Origin of the sequence: Pseudomonas mediterranea CFBP 5447 (assembly GCF_000774145.1) — a bacterium.
Lineage (GTDB): Bacteria > Pseudomonadota > Gammaproteobacteria > Pseudomonadales > Pseudomonadaceae > Aquipseudomonas > Aquipseudomonas mediterranea.
The window spans coordinates 80,523-98,168 of sequence record NZ_KN322966.1; the positions used below are offsets into that span (position 1 = coordinate 80,523).

The 17,646-nt window shown below is 63.4% G+C and carries 17 protein-coding genes; 9 read left to right on the top strand and 8 right to left on the bottom strand.

Features of this window, described 5'->3' with window-relative positions; translation table 11 throughout:
- Positions 1-4: 4 nt before the first annotated feature.
- The 4 genes from fabA to N005_RS02165 form a co-directional block, all read right to left on the bottom strand.
- The gene (gene fabA / locus N005_RS02150; protein WP_047698989.1) at positions 5-520 is read right to left on the bottom strand and encodes a 3-hydroxyacyl-[acyl-carrier-protein] dehydratase FabA; all 516 of its coding nucleotides are present in this window, start codon (positions 518-520) and stop codon (positions 5-7) included.
- 237 nt (positions 521-757) lie between these two features.
- Complete coding sequence (locus N005_RS02155) at positions 758-2,659, bottom strand: ATP-binding protein (RefSeq protein WP_047698991.1); 1,902 nt, start codon at positions 2,657-2,659, stop codon at positions 758-760.
- Positions 2,656-3,588: an ABC transporter substrate-binding protein gene (locus tag N005_RS02160; RefSeq protein ID WP_047698993.1), complete on the bottom strand. Its 933-nt coding sequence runs from the start codon at positions 3,586-3,588 to the stop codon at positions 2,656-2,658. Before N005_RS02160 ends, N005_RS02155 begins: the two co-directional genes overlap by 4 nt.
- On the bottom strand, positions 3,589-5,712 hold the full coding sequence (locus N005_RS02165; protein WP_047698995.1) for a TonB-dependent receptor plug domain-containing protein: 2,124 nt from the start codon (positions 5,710-5,712) through the stop codon (positions 3,589-3,591).
- A gap of 199 nt (positions 5,713-5,911) precedes the next feature.
- On the opposite strand from N005_RS02165, the gene N005_RS02170 reads away from it, so the two are divergent.
- From N005_RS02170 to N005_RS02205, 8 genes are all read left to right on the top strand, one after another.
- The gene (locus tag N005_RS02170; protein ID WP_047698997.1) at positions 5,912-6,937 is read left to right on the top strand and encodes an NAD(P)H-dependent glycerol-3-phosphate dehydrogenase; all 1,026 of its coding nucleotides are present in this window, start codon (positions 5,912-5,914) and stop codon (positions 6,935-6,937) included.
- A gap of 30 nt (positions 6,938-6,967) precedes the next feature.
- Complete coding sequence (locus N005_RS02175; protein WP_047698999.1) at positions 6,968-7,315, top strand: DUF4389 domain-containing protein; 348 nt, start codon at positions 6,968-6,970, stop codon at positions 7,313-7,315.
- Positions 7,312-7,764 carry a SixA phosphatase family protein gene (locus N005_RS02180; RefSeq protein ID WP_047699001.1) on the top strand — a complete coding sequence of 151 codons (453 nt, stop codon included), beginning with the start codon at positions 7,312-7,314 and terminating at the stop codon, positions 7,762-7,764. Before N005_RS02175 ends, N005_RS02180 begins: the two co-directional genes overlap by 4 nt.
- A 196-nt stretch (positions 7,765-7,960) precedes the next feature.
- Positions 7,961-8,404, top strand: coding sequence for a hotdog fold thioesterase (locus N005_RS02185; protein ID WP_047699003.1), 444 nt, complete (start codon positions 7,961-7,963; stop codon positions 8,402-8,404).
- Positions 8,405-8,666: 262 nt separating this feature from the next.
- Positions 8,667-9,461, top strand: coding sequence for an alpha/beta fold hydrolase (locus tag N005_RS02190; RefSeq protein ID WP_047699005.1), 795 nt, complete (start codon positions 8,667-8,669; stop codon positions 9,459-9,461).
- Complete coding sequence (locus tag N005_RS02195) at positions 9,458-10,309, top strand: alpha/beta hydrolase (RefSeq protein ID WP_047699006.1); 852 nt, start codon at positions 9,458-9,460, stop codon at positions 10,307-10,309. The genes N005_RS02190 and N005_RS02195 overlap by 4 nt, the downstream gene beginning before the upstream one ends.
- A 129-nt stretch (positions 10,310-10,438) precedes the next feature.
- Positions 10,439-11,260, top strand: a complete 822-nt coding sequence (locus N005_RS02200; RefSeq protein WP_047699009.1) for a DUF4892 domain-containing protein — start codon at positions 10,439-10,441, stop codon at positions 11,258-11,260.
- Positions 11,261-11,322: 62 nt separating this feature from the next.
- Complete coding sequence (locus N005_RS02205; RefSeq protein ID WP_024776958.1) at positions 11,323-12,360, top strand: AI-2E family transporter; 1,038 nt, start codon at positions 11,323-11,325, stop codon at positions 12,358-12,360.
- 221 nt (positions 12,361-12,581) lie between these two features.
- On the opposite strand, the gene xopAW is transcribed toward N005_RS02205, so the two are convergent.
- The 3 genes from xopAW to N005_RS02220 form a co-directional block, all read right to left on the bottom strand.
- Positions 12,582-13,373, bottom strand: coding sequence for an EF-hand domain-containing protein (gene xopAW / locus N005_RS02210; protein ID WP_047699011.1), 792 nt, complete (start codon positions 13,371-13,373; stop codon positions 12,582-12,584).
- A gap of 172 nt (positions 13,374-13,545) precedes the next feature.
- Entirely contained in the window at positions 13,546-14,607 is a 1,062-nt protein-coding gene (locus N005_RS02215) for a sensor histidine kinase (RefSeq protein ID WP_047699012.1), read from the bottom strand.
- Positions 14,607-15,365 (bottom strand): response regulator, encoded by a 759-nt coding sequence (locus N005_RS02220; RefSeq protein WP_047699014.1) that lies wholly within the window; start codon positions 15,363-15,365, stop codon positions 14,607-14,609. Before N005_RS02220 ends, N005_RS02215 begins: the two co-directional genes overlap by 1 nt.
- A gap of 291 nt (positions 15,366-15,656) precedes the next feature.
- Between N005_RS02220 and pyrF the strand changes: the two genes are divergently transcribed.
- On the top strand, positions 15,657-16,355 hold the full coding sequence (gene pyrF / locus N005_RS02225) for an orotidine-5'-phosphate decarboxylase (protein WP_047699017.1): 699 nt from the start codon (positions 15,657-15,659) through the stop codon (positions 16,353-16,355).
- A gap of 119 nt (positions 16,356-16,474) precedes the next feature.
- On the opposite strand, the gene N005_RS02230 is transcribed toward pyrF, so the two are convergent.
- Positions 16,475-17,479, bottom strand: a complete 1,005-nt coding sequence (locus tag N005_RS02230; protein ID WP_047699019.1) for an NADP-dependent oxidoreductase — start codon at positions 17,477-17,479, stop codon at positions 16,475-16,477.
- Between the last annotated feature and the right edge of the window lie 167 nt (positions 17,480-17,646).

Here is a 17,646-nt window from a genome sequence, read left to right on the forward strand (position 1 = left end):
ACCCTTAGAAGTTGTCAGTGGAGGTGAAAACGCCGACCCGAAGGCCCTCGGCGGTGTAGATCTCGCGACCGTCGACACTCACCGAACCGTCGGCAATGGCCATGTTCAGCTTGCCCTTGAGGACGCGTTTGATATGAATGTTATAGGTGATTTTCTTCGCGGTCGGGAGGACCTGACCGAAGAACTTCACTTCGCCCGAACCCAGGGCGCGACCGCGACCCGGCAGGCCCTGCCAGCCGAGGAAAAAGCCGACCAGCTGCCACATGGCATCCAGGCCCAGGCAGCCCGGCATGACCGGATCGCCTTCGAAATGGCAGGCGAAGAACCACAGGTCCGGATTGATATCCAGCTCGGCGACCAATTCACCTTTGCCGTACTTGCCACCCTCTTCGCTGATATGGGTGATGCGATCCACCATCAGCATGTTCGGGGCGGGCAGTTGCGCGTTACCTGGGCCGAACAGCTCACCGCGACTGCAGCGCAGCAGATCTTCCCGGGTAAAGGCGTTTTGTTTGGTCATGCGAGCTCCTCAATAGTCCCATGCGGCAGGGTTGGGCGAATCTTCCCGACCGACCGAAGCGGTCATGCCTCGAATCGACAGCCTACTCATAGACTATTGCGTTGTAGTGAAAGTCACAGCGCACGGGAAAATGAATGTACACCTGTGCACTGAAATTTTTATCCGGGCCTCAATCGAGGCTCGTTCGGGTGCCTAAGACTGCCGCACTTTCGCCTTTCACGCCAGCTACACAGCCTATTAATGCACCCAACGCTGCAGAATATGCTGCAGATCAACCCTTTTGAACGGCTTTGCGAGGTAATCGTTCATACCCGCCGCCAGGCAGGCTTCGCGATCGCCCTGCAGGGCATTGGCCGTCAGGGCGACGATCGGCACTTCGCTGCAGCCTGGCAACTGGCGGATCCGCCGCGTGGCCTCATAGCCGTCGACCACGGGCAGGCGGCAATCCATCAGAATCAATTCGAACATCAGGCTTTCCGCGCTACGGATGGCCTGGGCGCCGTCGGCGGCGATGCTGACGGTAAAGCCCAGGCTGCGCAACATGGCTTCGATCACGGTCTGGTTGACCGGGTTGTCCTCCACCAGCAGCACATTGCGGCCTTCGCCACCCTCGCTGCCGTGGGCCAACCGCGGCGTCATCTCCGCCGGGCTCTGTGTGGACAGGGCCAGCGGAATTTCCAGGGTGAACACCGAGCCCTGGCCTTCTTCGCTCTGGGCCCGCAGGGTGCCGCCCATGCGTTCGGCCAGGGTGCGCGCGATGGGCAGGCCCAGACCGGTGCCGCCATAGCGGCGCGAAATCGAACTATCGGCCTGCTGGAAAGCGTCGAACATGCGTTCCAGGCTTTCGGGGGAAATACCGATGCCGCTGTCGCGCACCGTGCAGGTGAACCACAGCAATTCGTGATCCAGGGCCTGCCACTGGCACTGCACCGTGACACGTCCCTGCTCGGTGAACTTCAGCGCGTTGCCGATCAGGTTCACCAGGATCTGTCGGATCCGCGTTGGATCGCCTTGCACCTGCAAGGCCTTCATGTCGTCGGGAATCAGCAGGTCCAGGCCCAGCTTGCGTTGGGCGGCGCTGTGCTGGAACGACTGGGCGCAACTGCCCACCAACTCGGTCAGGTTGAATGGGATATGTTCCAGTTCCAGGGCCGAGCGTTCGATGCGCGAGAAATCGAGGATGTCGTTGATCACCTTGAGCAGGTGTTCGGTGGACTCCGAGGCCAGCGCCGTGTACTCGTGCTGCTCATCGGTCATCCGAGTGGTTTCCAGCAGTTGCAGCATGCCCAGCACACCGTTCATGGGCGTGCGCAATTCATGGCTCATCATGGCCAGGAATTCGGATTTGGCGCTGTTGGCCTTTTCCGCTTCTTCCCGGGTCTTGATCAATTGCGCCATGGCCTGATGCTGTTCCCGGCTGGCTTGGTCCAGGCCGTCGGCCAGGTTGTTGATGTGCCGCGACAAAGCCCCCAGCTCGGCGTCGTCCACGATAGGCAATGGCTTGCTGTAGTCGCCTTGCTGGATGGCCTTGACGGCGTTGCCGATGTCGCGGATCGGCCGGGACAGGTCTGCGGCCAGGCGACGCGCCAGCAGGAAGGTGAACAGCAGTGCGAACAACGCCAGGATCGCGGCCTTGAACAGGATTTCCTGCTGTCGCTGGCTGAAGGCGTCATTGGACATGCCGACGATCACCCGGCCCAGGTAGTCTTCGCCGGGCGCCTCGATGGGCGTGCTGTTGCCCTGCAGGAAATCGTTGTTCAGGGTGATGCGCTGCAGGCGAACCGGCGCCTGGAACATTTCGATCTGCTGGGAGTGAACGCGATTCTGCGCGGGCTGCTCGACGTGCACCAACACCCGGTGCGTGCTGTCCTGCACTTCCAGGAAACGCACGTGGGGGGTGGCCAGGGTGGCGGTGAGCAGACTCTCCAGCACATCGTTGTTGCCGGAAATCACCCCGTATTCGGTGGCCGGAGCCAGCTGGTTGGCGATCAGTTGCCCGGTGTGATTGAGTTCCTGGCGCAGGTCCTGGATTCGCACGAAGGTGAAGAAGCTGATCAACAGCACGGTCAGCAACAGCGCCGGGCCAAGGGCGACGAGCTGGGTGCGTGTACTGATATCCCAACGGCGACGCAAGGTCATGGGCGGTGTTCTCCTTCGGCCAACTGCGTAGCGACGGATGCGGCGTCAATCGGTTCGAGCCCCAGTGAGCGGGCGACTTGCCGGTTGTCCAGGACTTTGAAGCGGGCGGGATACAGCGCGCGTGGCCAGGTGGCGACGGGACGGTCGAGCAGATCGTCGAGAATCGCCAGCCAGTCTTCTTGGTCGCTGTAGGTGCTGGCCAGGCTGCCGGCCTTGACGAACGCCGCGCTCGGCCCGATCAGCGCGCGTTGCCGGGCATAGCTACTGAGCAACAGGTTCTTCACGGTCTTGGGGTTGTACAGGTCGGGGTCGTCGAGGCCCAGCAATACATCGCTCTGGCCCAGCAGGCTTTGCAGGGGACGGCTGTCGCTGGTGTCTTCCCAGCGCTCGGCGACGATCTCCAGGTCCAGCGGTGCGGCAGCCTGGCGGATCTCCTTGAGCTGGAACTCACTGTGCCCGTCGAACAGCACCCCGACCCGGCGTGCTTGCGGGAAGATCATGCGGATCAGGCGCAGTTGTCGCGCGACCGGCGGGTCGCTCCACAGCAGGCTCAAGTGAGCGGGGAGCGCCTCGCCCAGGCGGTCCCGGGCTTGCAGGCGGCTGATCCGCAGCACCAGCGTGGCCGGTCCCTGGGGCTCCTGCAGGCGCCAGTCGAGGCTGGGCAGGTCCAGCAGGATCAGTCGGGTGTTGGCCGGCAATTTGTCTGGTGCCGGCAGACTCGCCAACGGGGCGAAGCGCACATCGTCTTCGGGGCGCAGGGCCTTCAGGGCCTGGGTAAAGGACTGCACGCCGGGGCTGTCCTGGGCTCCGGTCAACAGGATGTCGGCGGCGCGGGCCTCGAACGTTGCCAGCAGGCCGGCCAACACCAGGCACAGGGCCAGCGGCAGGCGGCCAAGTAACGGCCTCTTGCGCGGTTGGCTCCGGGGCATCTAGAAGGACAACTCCGCGCTGAAGTACATGACGTGCCGGGAGTCGTAGCGGTTGTCGACGAAGGTGGTGGGTTGATTATCGAGGCGCTGTTGCAAGACGCCCGCCAGCTCCAGGCTGGCTTTGCCCAGGGGGATGCGCCGGGCAAGGCGGGTATCGACCCGTTCGAAGCGGTAGCCGTTGAGAGCATCGGCGGCGTAATAGAACACCGAGCTGTTCCAGCCCTGGCCCCAGTCCCGCAGCCAGCCGGCCGAACCGCTGTTGCGGGCGGTCAGTTGTTCATCGAGGGGGGCGCTGGCCAGGGCGTCGACGTAGGCATAGGTCACGCGCAGGCGGTCGGCGTTGGTCATGCGCCAGTCGAGTTGGGTTTCGGCGCCGGAAAACTGCGATTCATTGGCGTTGCTGGCGATGTACTGATTGTTGCGCAGCGGTTCGCTGATCATGCCGGTGATTTCGTCATGGAACAGCCTGACGTCAACCGTCAGGCCCAGGTCCATGAAGTAACCGTTGTAACCCAGTTCCCGGGAACGCATGTGCTCCTGGTCGAGGTTCCCCGGGCCGCGGGTCTGGACAAAGTAGCGGGCGCTGCTTCGGCCAAAGGCGCTGGGTTGCAGGTTCGTGACCTGGTAGCTCCAGTTGACGTTGTTCTCGAACATGTCCGGTGAGCGCACCGCTTCGGAGTACACCGCCCGCAAGCCATGCCGAGGCGTGATCAGGTAGTTGACCGCCACCCGCGGCGTCAGCGAACTGCCAGTCAGGCGGGTGTCCTCGAACATCGCGCCGCCCTGCAACAGCCAGTGTTCGGTGGCCCGCCATTCGAACTGGCCAAACAGCCGCCAGGTGGTGTCGTCTAGGGTGCCGTTGAAGTACGTCTCGGAGTCGGCCCGGTCATAGCGATAGTTCGCCCCGGTCACCAGCCGCAGGCTGTCGGACAGGCTGAGGGTGTCCTGGATTTCCAGGTCATAGCGCGATTCCCGGGCACTCTGGTCGATGTCGCCGCACACGGTTCGCGAGGCGCCGTTGCGCCATTGGTCGAGCACCTGGTTGGCCAGCGCCTGTTCCTGCGCCGTACCGGGTGGGGCACCGATGCTGGTGAAGCCGGGCATGTTGCGCGCGAGTTTCTCGGCGTAGTTCGGATTGAGCAGCCACAGGTCGGTCAGTTGCGGGCTGAAGGACACCTCGGCATCGCAGGCGCGCCAAGTCTGCTGGCGATCCCAATGCTGGATCGAACCCTGCACATACAGGCTGTGGTCGGGGTTGAGGTCCAGGTTCCAGCGCGCCGAGCCGGCATAGTCCTTGGCGATGACGTCGGAGTTATCCCCAGCGGCGGTAATCCCGGCAAAGACCGGGCGGTAGGTATAAGGCCGCTGGTTGGTCCCGTCCTTGGCATTCAGTTGCCAGTCGATGCTCTGCTGCTCGTTCAGCGTCTGGCTGACCGCCAGGTTGATGCGATTCAAGCGGCGACTGTCACGGTAGTCGGCGCCGTTGCGGTTGCTGTCAAAGCCATAGTCTTCCTGGCCGGACAGGGACAGGCGCAGGTCGCCGCCGTCCCAGCCGGTGCCCTGGCTGGCGTACCAGTCGCTGATACCGCGCTCGCCCCGGGTGACCTTTACCCGCGTGCCGTGGCTGTTGGCCGGTGCCCGGGTGATGATGTTGACCACTGCCATCAGCGCGTTGGCGCCATAGCTGACGGTGTTGGGGCCGCGGAAGACTTCGATTCGCTCGATGTCCTCCATGGCCACCGGAATGTCGCTCCAGTCCACGGTGGCGAGGCCGGCGCGGTACACCGAGCGGCCGTCGATCAGCACCTGCATGCGGCGGGCTTCGCTGGCGTTGGTGCCGTGGTAGTTCACGGTGGGCTGGTTGCCACTGAGGTTGCCGACCATCATGCCGGGTACCAGGCGCAGCAGCTCGCTGATATCCCGGGCGCCGCTGGCCTTGATCAGCTCGCTGTCCAGTACGGTCATGCTGCCCGGCACCGCCGCCGGCGATTGCTTCAGGCGCGTGGCGGTCAGGACCTGGGGCAGGGGCTGAGTGTCGACGAACAAGTCATCGGCCCACACCGGCGGGCTGACGAGCAGCGCCAATAGCAGTGACGAACCTGAGCGGTAGGGGCCAACGGTCACGGCGGAGCCTTTGATAACAGAACGATGGCGGGCATGTTAACTGAGCTGAGGGACTTTTCCAGTTGCGTTGACAGCATTTTCCGAACAACTGATGGTCAGCTTCCTACAGTTATGGGTAATTAATGGCGGGGCTAGTCGCGATCCGGACGCTCCGTATAATGCCCGGCATCGCCACTTGGTATGGATGAACGGATTGCATATGACTGAACAGCGCCCGATTGCGGTCCTGGGAGGCGGGAGTTTCGGAACCGCCGTGGCTAACCTGCTGGCCGAAAATGGCCACCCGGTGCGCCAATGGATGCGCGACCCGGAGCAGGCCGAGGCCATCCGGGTCAACCGCGAGAACCCGCGTTACCTCAAGGGCATCAAGATCCGTCCGGAAGTGGAGCCGGTCACCGACCTGCAAGCCACGCTCCAGGGCAGCGACCTGTTTTTCGTCGCCTTGCCGTCCAGCGCCTTGCGTTCGGTGCTGGCGCCCCACGCCGAGTGTCTGAGCGGCAAGCTCCTGGTCAGCCTGACCAAGGGTATCGAAGCCCAGACCTTCAAGCTGATGAGCGAGATTCTTCAAGACATCGCGCCCAAAGCGCGGATCGGTGTGATTTCCGGGCCGAACCTGGCGCGGGAAATCGCCGAGCACGCCTTGACCGCCACCGTGGTGGCCAGCGAAGACGAAGAACTGTGCCGGCGCGTCCAGGCCGCACTCCATGGCCGCACCTTCCGGGTCTATGCCAGCGCCGACCGTTTCGGCGTGGAGCTGGGCGGGGCGCTGAAGAATGTCTATGCGATCATCTCCGGCATGGCGGTGGCGCTGGGCATGGGCGAAAACACTAAAAGCATGCTGATCACCCGGGCCCTGGCGGAAATGACGCGCTTTGCCGTCAGCCAGGGCGCCAACCCGATGACCTTTCTCGGCTTGGCCGGGGTGGGCGACCTCATCGTTACCTGCTCCTCGCCCAAGAGCCGCAACTACCAGGTCGGTTTCGCCCTCGGCCAGGGCTTGAGCCTGGACGAGGCCGTGTCGCGCCTGGGTGAAGTGGCGGAAGGGGTAAATACCCTGAAGGTGCTCAAGGCCAAGTCCCAGGAAGCCGGGGTCTATATGCCGCTGGTCGCCGGGCTGCACGCGATTCTGTTCGAAGGGCGCACGCTGGAGCAGGTGATCGAGCTGTTGATGCGTGGCGAGCCGAAGACCGATGTCGATTTCATTTCCACCAGTGGCTTCAACTGAGCCGCTGTCGATGACAAACAGGAGTGAGCTATGAACGATCCGAAGGGCCAGGCCCAATACGAGTCCATCCTGTTGCGGGTGCTGTGGATGGTGATCTACCTGCTGGTCTGGCAAGTGGCGCAATTCATCCTCGGTGCCGTGGTATTGGTGCAATTGATCTATCGGCTGATCTACGGCGCACCCAGCGCCAGCCTGATGAATTTCGGCGACAGCCTCAGCCAGTTCCTGGCGCAGATCGGCCGTTTCGGCACCTTCCACAGCGACCAGAAGCCCTGGCCGTTCGCTGACTGGCCGAGCCCGCGTGCACCGGAAGGCGAAGCTCCCCATGTCGTGACGCCGGCCGCGCATCCTGTTCATGATGAGGAACCCAAGCTATGAAAGTGTGGGTACTGCGCCATGGAGAAGCCGAGCCATACGGTGCCCGCCCCGATCCCGACCGGGCGTTGACGGTTCACGGGCGTGAAGAAGTCCTGCGCAGTGCCGCCGAACTGATCGGCCGCCCCCTGACGGCCATCTATGCCAGCCCTTATCTGCGCGCCCAGCAGACTGCGCAACTGGTACGCGAGGCTTTGGGGTTCGAACCGGAATTGATCACGGTCGACTGGCTCAAGCCGGAAACCCGGCCACAAACAGTCCTGGAACATCTGGCGGACCGGGATGATGTGCTGCTGGTCAGCCATAACCCGCTGGTGGGCAGCCTGTTGGGCTTGGCGCAACACGGCCACCTGCAACAACCCGAGCAGGTGAAGACGGCCGGCCTGGCAGAACTCGAAGGTGACCTGCCGATGGCCGGGGCGATGCAACTCAAGGGCCTTAGGCATCCATGAAAAAGACCGGGCCTTGCTGCCAGTCAAGCTACACAACCTGTGGGAGCGAGCCTGCTCGCGATGGCGGTGTGTCAGTCAACGTGTCTGCTGATTGATCCATCGCTATCGCGAGCAGGCTCGCTCCCACAGAAATATCGCTTGATCGTTGATTGGCATTGGGGGCCTTGTTCCCACATAAACATAAGGAAGGGCAACGATGAGTCTGTGGCGCACCACACCCAACATCGAACAACTGAACGCTGCCGCAAAAAACACCATCAGCGAGGTGCTGGATATTCGTTTCGAGTCGTTCGACGACGAATCCCTGACCGCCAGCATGGTGGTCGATCACCGCACTCACCAGCCGTTCGGCCTGTTGCATGGCGGCGCTTCGGTGGTCCTGGCCGAAACGGTCGGCTCCATGGCCGCCTACCTGTGCGTGGACACCAGCAAGTTCTATTGCGTGGGCTTGGAAATCAATGCCAACCACCTGCGCGGTGTGCGCAGTGGACGGGTGACGGCCACGGCCAGGATGATCCATCTGGGGCGTACCACCCAGGTCTGGGACATCCGCCTGAGCAACGACGAGGGCAAGGTCAGCTGCGTGTCGCGCCTGACCATGGCAGTGGTGCCGCTGGGCGAGCAACCGCCGGCGCGCTGATTCCATAGATTCTTTGTAGCGAAGGGATTTGTGGGAGCAAGGCTTGCCCGCGATGAAGCCGACGCGGTCTTTCAGAAGTGGCGGCGTCTGCGTCGCGAGCAAGCTTTGCTCCCACAGGTGTCGTTGCCACAAAATTCGCGGCTGGCCAGCCATAGCGCCATAGCCCAACCCAGACTGTCATCATTCCTGTCAGTTACGGTCATTGCCGCGCCGCCGGCATCTGCGGACAATCAGCCCCAGTTCCCCCAATGGATCGGCTGTCATGTCGCAACAGGTGTTTTTCACTCACGCCAATGGTTTTCCCTCGGCCACCTACGGCAAGCTGTTTGCCGCGCTGGCGCCGCAGTATCAGGTCGCGCATCTGGAGCTGCATGGCCATGATCCGCGTTTCCCGGTGGACGATAACTGGCACAACCTGGTGGACGAGTTGATTCATCACCTGGAACAACAGCCAGGACCGGTATGGGGTGTCGGTCATTCCCTGGGCGGCGTATTGCATCTGCACGCGGCGTTGCGCTGCCCGCGGTTGTACCGTGGTGTGGTCATGCTCGATTCGCCGGTCCTGACCCGCGCGGATCGCTGGGTGATCCTCGCCGCCAAGCGCCTGGGTTTCATCGACCGCCTGACCCCGGCCGGCCGGACCCTGGGTCGACGCGAGGCGTTCGCCGACCTGGAGGCGGCCCGGCAGTATTTTTCCGGCAAGACGCTGTTTCGCGGTTTCGACCCTGATTGCTTCGACGCCTACCTCCAGCATGGCCTGCAACAGGTCGGCGATCAGTTGCGGCTGCGCTTCGATCCGGCCACGGAAATCAGCATCTACCGCGGCGTGCCGCACACCAGCCCCGGTCGGGCCCGCACGCTCAGGGTGCCCCTGGCGGTGGTGCGCGGTCGGCAAAGTCGTGTGGTGATGCGTCATCACACCCGTTCGGTGGGCAGCATGCCCTTGGGCGAGTCCCTGAGCATGCCTGGCGGTCACATGTTTCCCCTGGAGCATCCCCTGGATACGGCGGACCTGCTCAAGGGGTTGTTCCAGCGTTGGCAAGGACTCGGTGTATGAACGGTGTCGAAGAAGTCCGCCTGAGCTTGCCCCACATCGAACTGGCAGCCCACCTGTTCGGACCGGAAGATGGGCGGCCGGTGATCGCCTTGCATGGCTGGCTGGACAATGCCAACAGTTTCGCCCGCCTGGCCCCTCGGCTCGAAGGCTTGCGGATCATTGCCCTGGACATGGCCGGTCATGGTCATTCGGGGCATCGGCCGGCCGGTGCCGGCTACGCCCTGTGGGACTATGCCCATGATGTGTTGCAGGTGGCCGAACAACTGGGCCTGCAACGTTTCGCGCTGCTGGGGCATTCCCTGGGCGCCATCGTGTCGCTGGTGTTGGCCGGGTCCCTGCCGGAGCGGGTGACGCACCTGGGGCTGATCGACGGCATCATTCCACCGACCGCCCAGGGCGACAATGCGGCCGAACGCATGGGCATGGCCTTGCAGGCACAGCTCGATCTGCAGAAAAAGACCAAACCGGTCTATAAAACCCTCGACCGGGCCATCGAAGCCCGCATGAAAGGGCTCGTAGCGGTCAGCCGCGAGGCCGCCGAGCTGCTCGCCCAGCGTGGCCTGATGCCGGTGCCGGGAGGCTACACCTGGCGCACCGACAATCGCCTGACCTTGCCATCGCCGGTGCGCCTGACCGACGAACAGGCCATGGCCTTCGTGGCGCGGGTCGGTTGCCCCGCCCATCTGATCGTGGCGGCCGAGGGCATGCTGGCCCGGCACGCCGAGCTGCTGGAGCGTCTACCCTTCGGTCATGAACAATTGCCCGGCGGCCATCATTTGCACCTGAACGACGAGGCCGGTGCCGTGCTTGTAGCAGACTGTTTCAATCGGTTCTTCAGCGCTTCTTGACTTGCGTCGGGCAACTGTCGAGGCTGGGCGGGTTGAAAGGGAGACCACCATGACAGAGTTCTGCTTACCCGCCTTATGGCGCAGGGACGACGCCGGTTTCGTCCACGGGCGCCAGGCCAAGTTGATCCGATGAAACCATTCGTTCATTCACTCGCCTGGTTGGCGCTGGCCTGCATCAGCCCGGCGTCATTCGCCGTCGATGTGCCCGGCAGCCGGGATCTGGAGCGCGTGCCGCGCCTGCCCGACGCGCAGATTGTCGATTACCGGCAAACCAGCGACATCGAGCGCATCTATCCCCTGGGCTCGATTCGCAAGATCAGCGGCCAGCTGCGTTTCGACGGGCAGGTCGATGGCCGTGGCGCCGTCACGTCGGTGACCTATGAGCTGCCGCCGGAACATTCCGCCACCCAGGCCTTTACCGCCGCGCGAGAGGCTTTGCAACAGCAAGGTGCCGAGTTGTTGTACTGGTGCCAGGCCCGCGATTGCGGCGAAAGCAGCCTCTGGGCCAACGAAGTGTTCGGCAACGCCAAGCTCTACGGCGCCGACAACGGTCAGGCCTATCTGCTGCTGCGCCTGGCGCCGCCGACGGACAACACCTTGATTGCGCTGTACGGCATCACCCGCGGCAATCGCAAGGCTTACCTGCATGTCGAGCAGTTCGAGGCGAGCACTCCCCTGGGGGACTTGTTGCCAACCTCCGCCACGCTGCTGCGCCAGCTCAAGGACACCGGCGTGCTGGATCTGCCACGTCTTGCCGGCGAGCCGGACGAGACCTGGCTACGCCTGCTGGCCCGGGCGCTGAACCTGGACACCGGCCTGCGGGTCAGCCTCGCCGGTCCCGAGGCCGAAGCCTGGCGCCAGGCACTGGCGGGGCAGGGGGTGCGTGAGGCGCGGATGGAAGCGGCCGGTGGCGGCAATACGGCGGGTCTTCACCTTGAGTTGCTGCGCTAATCTGTGACGGACAGCGGACGATGCGCCGCTGTCCCGGTCCTGTTCATTCTTCGAGACTTTTCATGCTCAATAACGATCGGCTGTTGGTGCAGATCCTGCTCCTGGTGTTGTTCGGTGCAAGCCTGTGGGTCATGGCGCCGTTCTGGTCGGCGCTGTTCTGGGGCGCGGTGCTGGCCTTCGCCAGCTGGCCGCTGATGCGTCTGCTGACCCGCTGGGTCAATGGCCGCGAATCCCTCGCAGCGGCGGTGCTGACCGTGGGTTGGATGCTATTGGTGGCGGTGCCTCTGGTGTGGTTGGGTTTCAACCTGGCCGATCATGTACGCGATGCCACGGCGTTCATCCGGGACGTGCAGGTCGATGGCTTGCCCGATGCCCCGGCCTGGCTGGGCGGCTTGCCGCTGGTGGGCGGGCGGCTGGTCGCTATCTGGAACAGCGTCGACCAGCAGGGAGCGGCGATGATGGTCTCCATCAAGCCCTACCTGGGACAGGTCGGCAACTGGCTGCTGGCCCGCAGCAAACAGATCGGCGGCGGCATGCTCGAGCTGACCCTGAGCATCGTGTTCGTGTTCTTTTTCTATCGCGACGGCCCGCGCCTGGCGGCATTTGTCCACGGGCTGCTCGAACGCCTGATCGGCGACCGTGCCGGTTACTACATCGAACTGGTGGCCGGTACGGTGCAACGGGTGGTCAACGGTGTGATCGGTACCGCCGCCGCCCAGGCCTTGCTGGCACTGATTGGCTTCCTGATCGCCGGCGTACCGGGTGCGCTGGTACTAGGCATCGCCACCTTCCTGCTCAGTCTGATTCCCATGGGGCCGCCGCTGGTCTGGATCCCTGCAACGGCCTGGCTGGTGTGGAAGGGCGAATACGGGATGGCCGTGTTCCTCGGCATCTGGGGCACGTTCATCATCAGCGGCGTGGACAATGTGCTCAAACCCTACCTGATCAGCCGTGGTGGAAACCTGCCCTTGGTCATTGTCTTGCTGGGGGTGTTCGGTGGGTTGATCGCTTTCGGTTTCATCGGCCTGTTCATCGGCCCTACGTTGCTGGCGGTGGCGTACAGCCTGCTGACGGATTGGAGCAAGAGCCAGGCGCGGTGATGCGGTATGGGTAATTAAGTGTGGGAGAGGGCTTCTCTGTGGCGAGGGGATTTATCCCCGCTGGGCTGCGTAGCAGCCCCAAAACAGTCAACCTCGATCTATCTGATATACCGAGGCGCCAGCTTTCAGGGCTGCTATGCAGCCCAGCGGGGATAAATCCCCTCGCCACAAGTGGGATCCTGATCAATGACCCTGGCGTTTGGGGCCAGGCTCTCACCGCGTCAGGTCGCCACGTTCAGATGTTTGCCAACGCTCGCCACGTTATCCAGCGAATACTGCCGACTCAGGTTGGCAATCATTCTGTTCAGCGCTTCGCTGACCTTGGACTGATCGGTAGAGCTGTCGCTGTCGAGTACCTTCATCAGCATGGCGCTGGTATCGGTGCCCGTGGTGGAACTGTCGCTGGACTGCAAGGCGCTGGTCAGTTCGCTGGCGGTGACGCTGCCGTCGCCATCGGCGTCGAGCTGGCTGAACAGTTCCTCACTGGAGGCCTGCTGAGGTGGCGGTGGTGGGGGAGGTGGAGCAAGGCTGGCGGCGAGTTCGTCGAGGCTGACGGTGCCGTCCTGGTTCTTGTCCAGGGCCGAGAACACTTGGGCGCTGTCGGCGCTGCTGCCGGCGCTGGAAAGGCCGCTGCTCAACTCCTCGCTGCTGACCGAGCCGTCACCGTCGGAGTCCAGGGCGCTGAGCAGCGCATCGGCCAGTTCGGTGTTCGGTGGCTGGTCACCGGGCGGCGGTGGCGGCGGGGCCATTGCGGCCATTTCATCGGTGCTCAGGTCACCGCTGCTGTCGCTGTCCAGGTCTGTGAAATTTTTGCTCAGGCTGACCAGGAGGCCGTCGTCGCTTTTCTGCGACAGGGCCGTGCTCAGTTCATCCTGGTCGACCGAGCCATTGCCGTTACTGTCGAGCTTGCTCAGCAGTTCCTTCTGGAACTGTTGGCTGCGGGCACTGTTGGTCGCGGTACGGTTGATGCTGGTGTACGTCGAGTAGCTGCTACTGCTGACGCTGCCGATCATGGGTGCTCTCCTTGGGGTGAAGTAGCCGGTGGGTGCACCGGCTTATGCAGCCTCGATGGGGCAGTTGTCGTGGGTATGTGGGGTTTGTACCGGGGGGAGTACAAAACCCTGGCTCAGCCGGGACCCCTGTGGGAGCAGGCTCGCTCCCACAGATGGCTTTGCACGCAGGGATTCAGGTGCGCGGCAATCGAATGACCGCGGTCAACCCGCCGCCCGGGGTTTCTTCCAGGCTCAATTGCCCGCCCAGGCGCTCCGCGGCTTCCCGGGCGATGGTCATGCCCAGGCCGACGCCGCCGGAGTTGCGGTTGCGTGAGCCTTCCAGGCGATAGAACGGTTCGAACACCGCTTCGCGTTTGTCTTCGGCGATACCGGGACCATGGTCGATGACCCGGATCAGCACCTGGAAGCCCTGGTCCTCCAGCGCGATCGAAGCCTGCCCGGCGTAGCGCAAGGCGTTGTCCATGAGGTTGTTGATGCACGAACGCAGCGCCATCGGTTGCACCTGCAACGGCGCACAGAAGCCACTGGCCTGTACATCGGCACCCTGGTCCTGGGCATTTTCGCTCAGGGATTCCACCAGGGCCTGCACGTCCATCCATTGCAGCGCCTCGCTGGTGCGCTGTTCGTGCAGGTAGCTGAGGGTAGCGTCGAGCATGCCGATCATGTCGTCCAGGTCCTGGCGCATCTGGCCTTGCAGCTTGACGTCGTCGATCTGTTCCAGGCGCAGCTTCAGCCGTGACAGCGGGGTGCGCAGGTCGTGGGACACCGCCCCGAGCATGCGTGAGCGCTGCTGGACCTGTTCCCGAATGCGCCTTTGCATCAGGTTGAACGTATGGGCGGCCTGCCGGGCTTCCCGAGGCCCGGTTTCGTCCAGCGGTGGGCTGTCGAGGTCCTCGCTCAGGCGTTCGGCGGCATCGCTCAGGCGCCGGATCGGCCGGGTCAGGAGCTTGGCGCCATACCAGGCCGCGATGATCAGGCAGATGAACTGGAACGTCAGCGGTACCACCGGGCCACCGAACCAGGGGCGGGGACGAGGCTCGGGAGGCGGAGCGAAAGGGGAGGAGGCAAAGGGCGGTGGTCCGTCACCGTGCCGGGAAAACTCAGGCGGTGGGCCGGGAGGCGGCGGTTGGTCGTAATGGATGAACCAGGCGAAGGCCAACAGATGGGCCAGGACGATCGCCAGCAACAGCACGCCAAACAGGCGGCCGAACAGCGAGTCGAGGCGCAATCGCATCAGCCGATGTCCCGCGCGTCGAACAGGTAGCCTTCACCGCGCACGGTCTTGATCAATTGCGGGGCCTTGGGGTCGTCACCCAGTTTCTGGCGCAGGCGCGAGACCAACAGGTCGATACTGCGGTCGAACGCCTCGATGGAGCGTCCACGGGCGGCGTCCAGCAGTTGTTCGCGGCTGAGCACCCGACGCGGTCGTTCGATGAACACCCACAGCAACCGGAACTCGGCGTTGGACAACGGCACGACCAACCCATCGGCGGAGATCAATTGGCGTAGCACGCTGTTGAGCCGCCAGTTGTCGAAGCGGATGTTGGCGCGCTGCTCGCTGCGGTCGTCGCGCACCCGGCGCAGGATTGTCTGGATCCGCGCCACCAGTTCCCTGGGCTCGAATGGCTTGGCCATGTAATCGTCGGCACCCAATTCCAGGCCGATGATACGGTCGGTGGGTTCGCAGCGGGCGGTGAGCATCAGGATCGGAATGTCCGATTCGGCGCGCAACCAGCGACACAACTGCAAGCCGTCTTCACCCGGCAGCATCAGGTCGAGCACGATCACGTCGAAATGCTCGGCCTGCATGGCCTGGCGCATGCCGGCGCCATCGGTTACACCGATGGCGCGAATGTTGAAGCGGGCCAGGTAATCGATCAGCAGCTCGCGGATCGGCACATCGTCATCGACGATCAGCGCGCGGATGCTCCAGCGTTTGTCATCGCTTGAGGCCGGCTGGCCGCCAGCATTTGCAACAGGGGTGTTCTGCATGGGTGCATCATCTGCCAGGTAAGCTGCCAACCGCGAAGAAGGCGGCGAGGTTGTGGCTCCAGCATAGGCTTCGGGCCGCAGGGCGGGAAGGGCTGGAAGGACGGGGTGCGGCGGCGGATGGTAATGGGCTGGCGTATTGCCCGGATGTCCTGAATGTATCGGCCTGGACACAAAACCCATTATTGTCCATGTTCGGCGGGGTGCGATGATGATTTACCGATCATCGGGTCCCCCACGGGCGCTGGTTCCGCTACAATGCGCGCCGATTTCGACTTGCCTGAGAGCCCACTCATGTCCGCCTGCCAGACGCCTATCATCGTCGCCCTGGATTTCCCTACCCGTGACGCCGCCCTGAAGCTGGCCGACCAGTTGGACCCCAAGCTCTGCCGGGTCAAAGTCGGCAAGGAACTGTTCACCAGCTGCGCGTCGGAGATCGTCGGCACCCTGCGTGACAAGGGGTTCGAAGTGTTCCTCGACCTGAAATTCCACGATATCCCCAACACTACCGCCATGGCCGTCAAGGCTGCCGCGGAGATGGGCGTGTGGATGGTCAATGTGCACTGTTCCGGTGGCCTGCGCATGATGGCGGCCTGCCGTGAAGTGCTGGACCAGCGCAGCGGCCCGAAACCGTTGTTGATCGGCGTGACCGTGCTGACCAGCATGGAGCGTGAGGATCTGGCGGGGATCGGCCTGGACATCGAGCCTCAGGAGCAGGTGTTGCGTCTGGCGGCGCTGGCCGAGAAGGCCGGCATGGACGGCCTGGTGTGCTCGGCCCTTGAAGCCAACGCCCTGAAGACGGCGCACCCGTCGCTGCAGTTGGTCACCCCGGGTATCCGGCCGGCGGGCAGCGCCCAGGACGATCAACGCCGGATCCTGACGCCGCGCCAGGCACTGGACGCCGGTTCCGATTACCTGGTGATCGGCCGTCCGATCAGCCAGGCGGCCGATCCGGCCAAGGCGCTGGCAGCGGTCGTGGCCGAACTGGCCTGATCCCGCACTGAAAACCAATGTGGGAGCGAGCCTGCTCGCGATGAGGCCGTGTCAGTCGACATCCCTGTCAACTGACCGACCGCTATCGCGAGCAGGCTCGCTCCCACAGGTGTTTCAGGTCAGACCTTGAGCACGAGTTTCCCGAAGTTCTCCCCGCTGAACAATTTGGTCAGCGTCTCGGGAAATGTCTCCAGCCCTTCGACGATGTCTTCCTTGCTCTTGAGCTGCCCCTTGGCCATCCAACCGGCCATTTCCTGGCCCGCGGCGGCGAACTGGGCGGCGTAATCCATGACCACGAAGCCTTCCATCCGTGCCCGGTTCACCAGCAGGGACAGATAGTTGGCGGGGCCTTTCACCGCTTCCTTGTTGTTGTACTGGCTGATGGCACCGCAAATCACCACGCGGGCCTTGAGGTTCAAGCGGCTGAGCACGGCATCCAGGATGTCGCCGCCGACGTTGTCGAAATACACATCGACGCCTTTGGGGCATTCGCGTTTGAGGCCGGCCTGGACGTCTTCGCTCTTGTAGTCGATGGCACCGTCGAAGCCCAGCTCTTCGATCAGGAACTTGCATTTGTCAGCCCCACCGGCGATACCTACCACGCGACAGCCTTTGATCTTGGCAATCTGCCCGGCGATGCTGCCCACCGCGCCGGCGGCACCCGACAGCACCACGGTTTCACCAGCCTTGGGGGCGCCGACGTCCAGCAGCGCGAAGTAAGCTGTCATGCCCGTCATGCCCAGGGCGGATAAATAACGTGGCAGCGGCGCCAGTTTCGGATCGACCTTGTAGAAGCCTCTTGGCTCGCCAAGGAAATAATCCTGCACACCCAGTGCACCGTTGACGTAGTCCCCGACCGCAAACCCCGGGTTGTTCGAGGCAATCACCTGGCCCACGCCCAACGCACGCATCACTTCGCCGATGCCTACTGGCGCGATATAGGACTTGCCCTCGTTCATCCAGCCGCGCATGGCCGGGTCCAGGGACAGGTACTCGTTCTTCACCAGGATCTGACCGGCCGCCGGTTCGCCGACCGGTACTTGCTGATAAGTGAAGGTCTCGCGGGTCGCGGCGCCCACCGGGCGTTTGGCGAGCAGGAACTGGCGATTGGTCTGGGCAGTCATGGTGGGTACTCGAGATGAAATGAAGCTTTGTTGATAGCCCTTCGAAACGCTTGTCGCAAGGTTTGCCGGCGTAGCGAATGCAGGTCGATACAACCCGGTGATAATGCCGCTGGGGCTGTTATCACTGGTGTCGATGGATGCTCAACCGGCATCTGGATAGTGCTGCT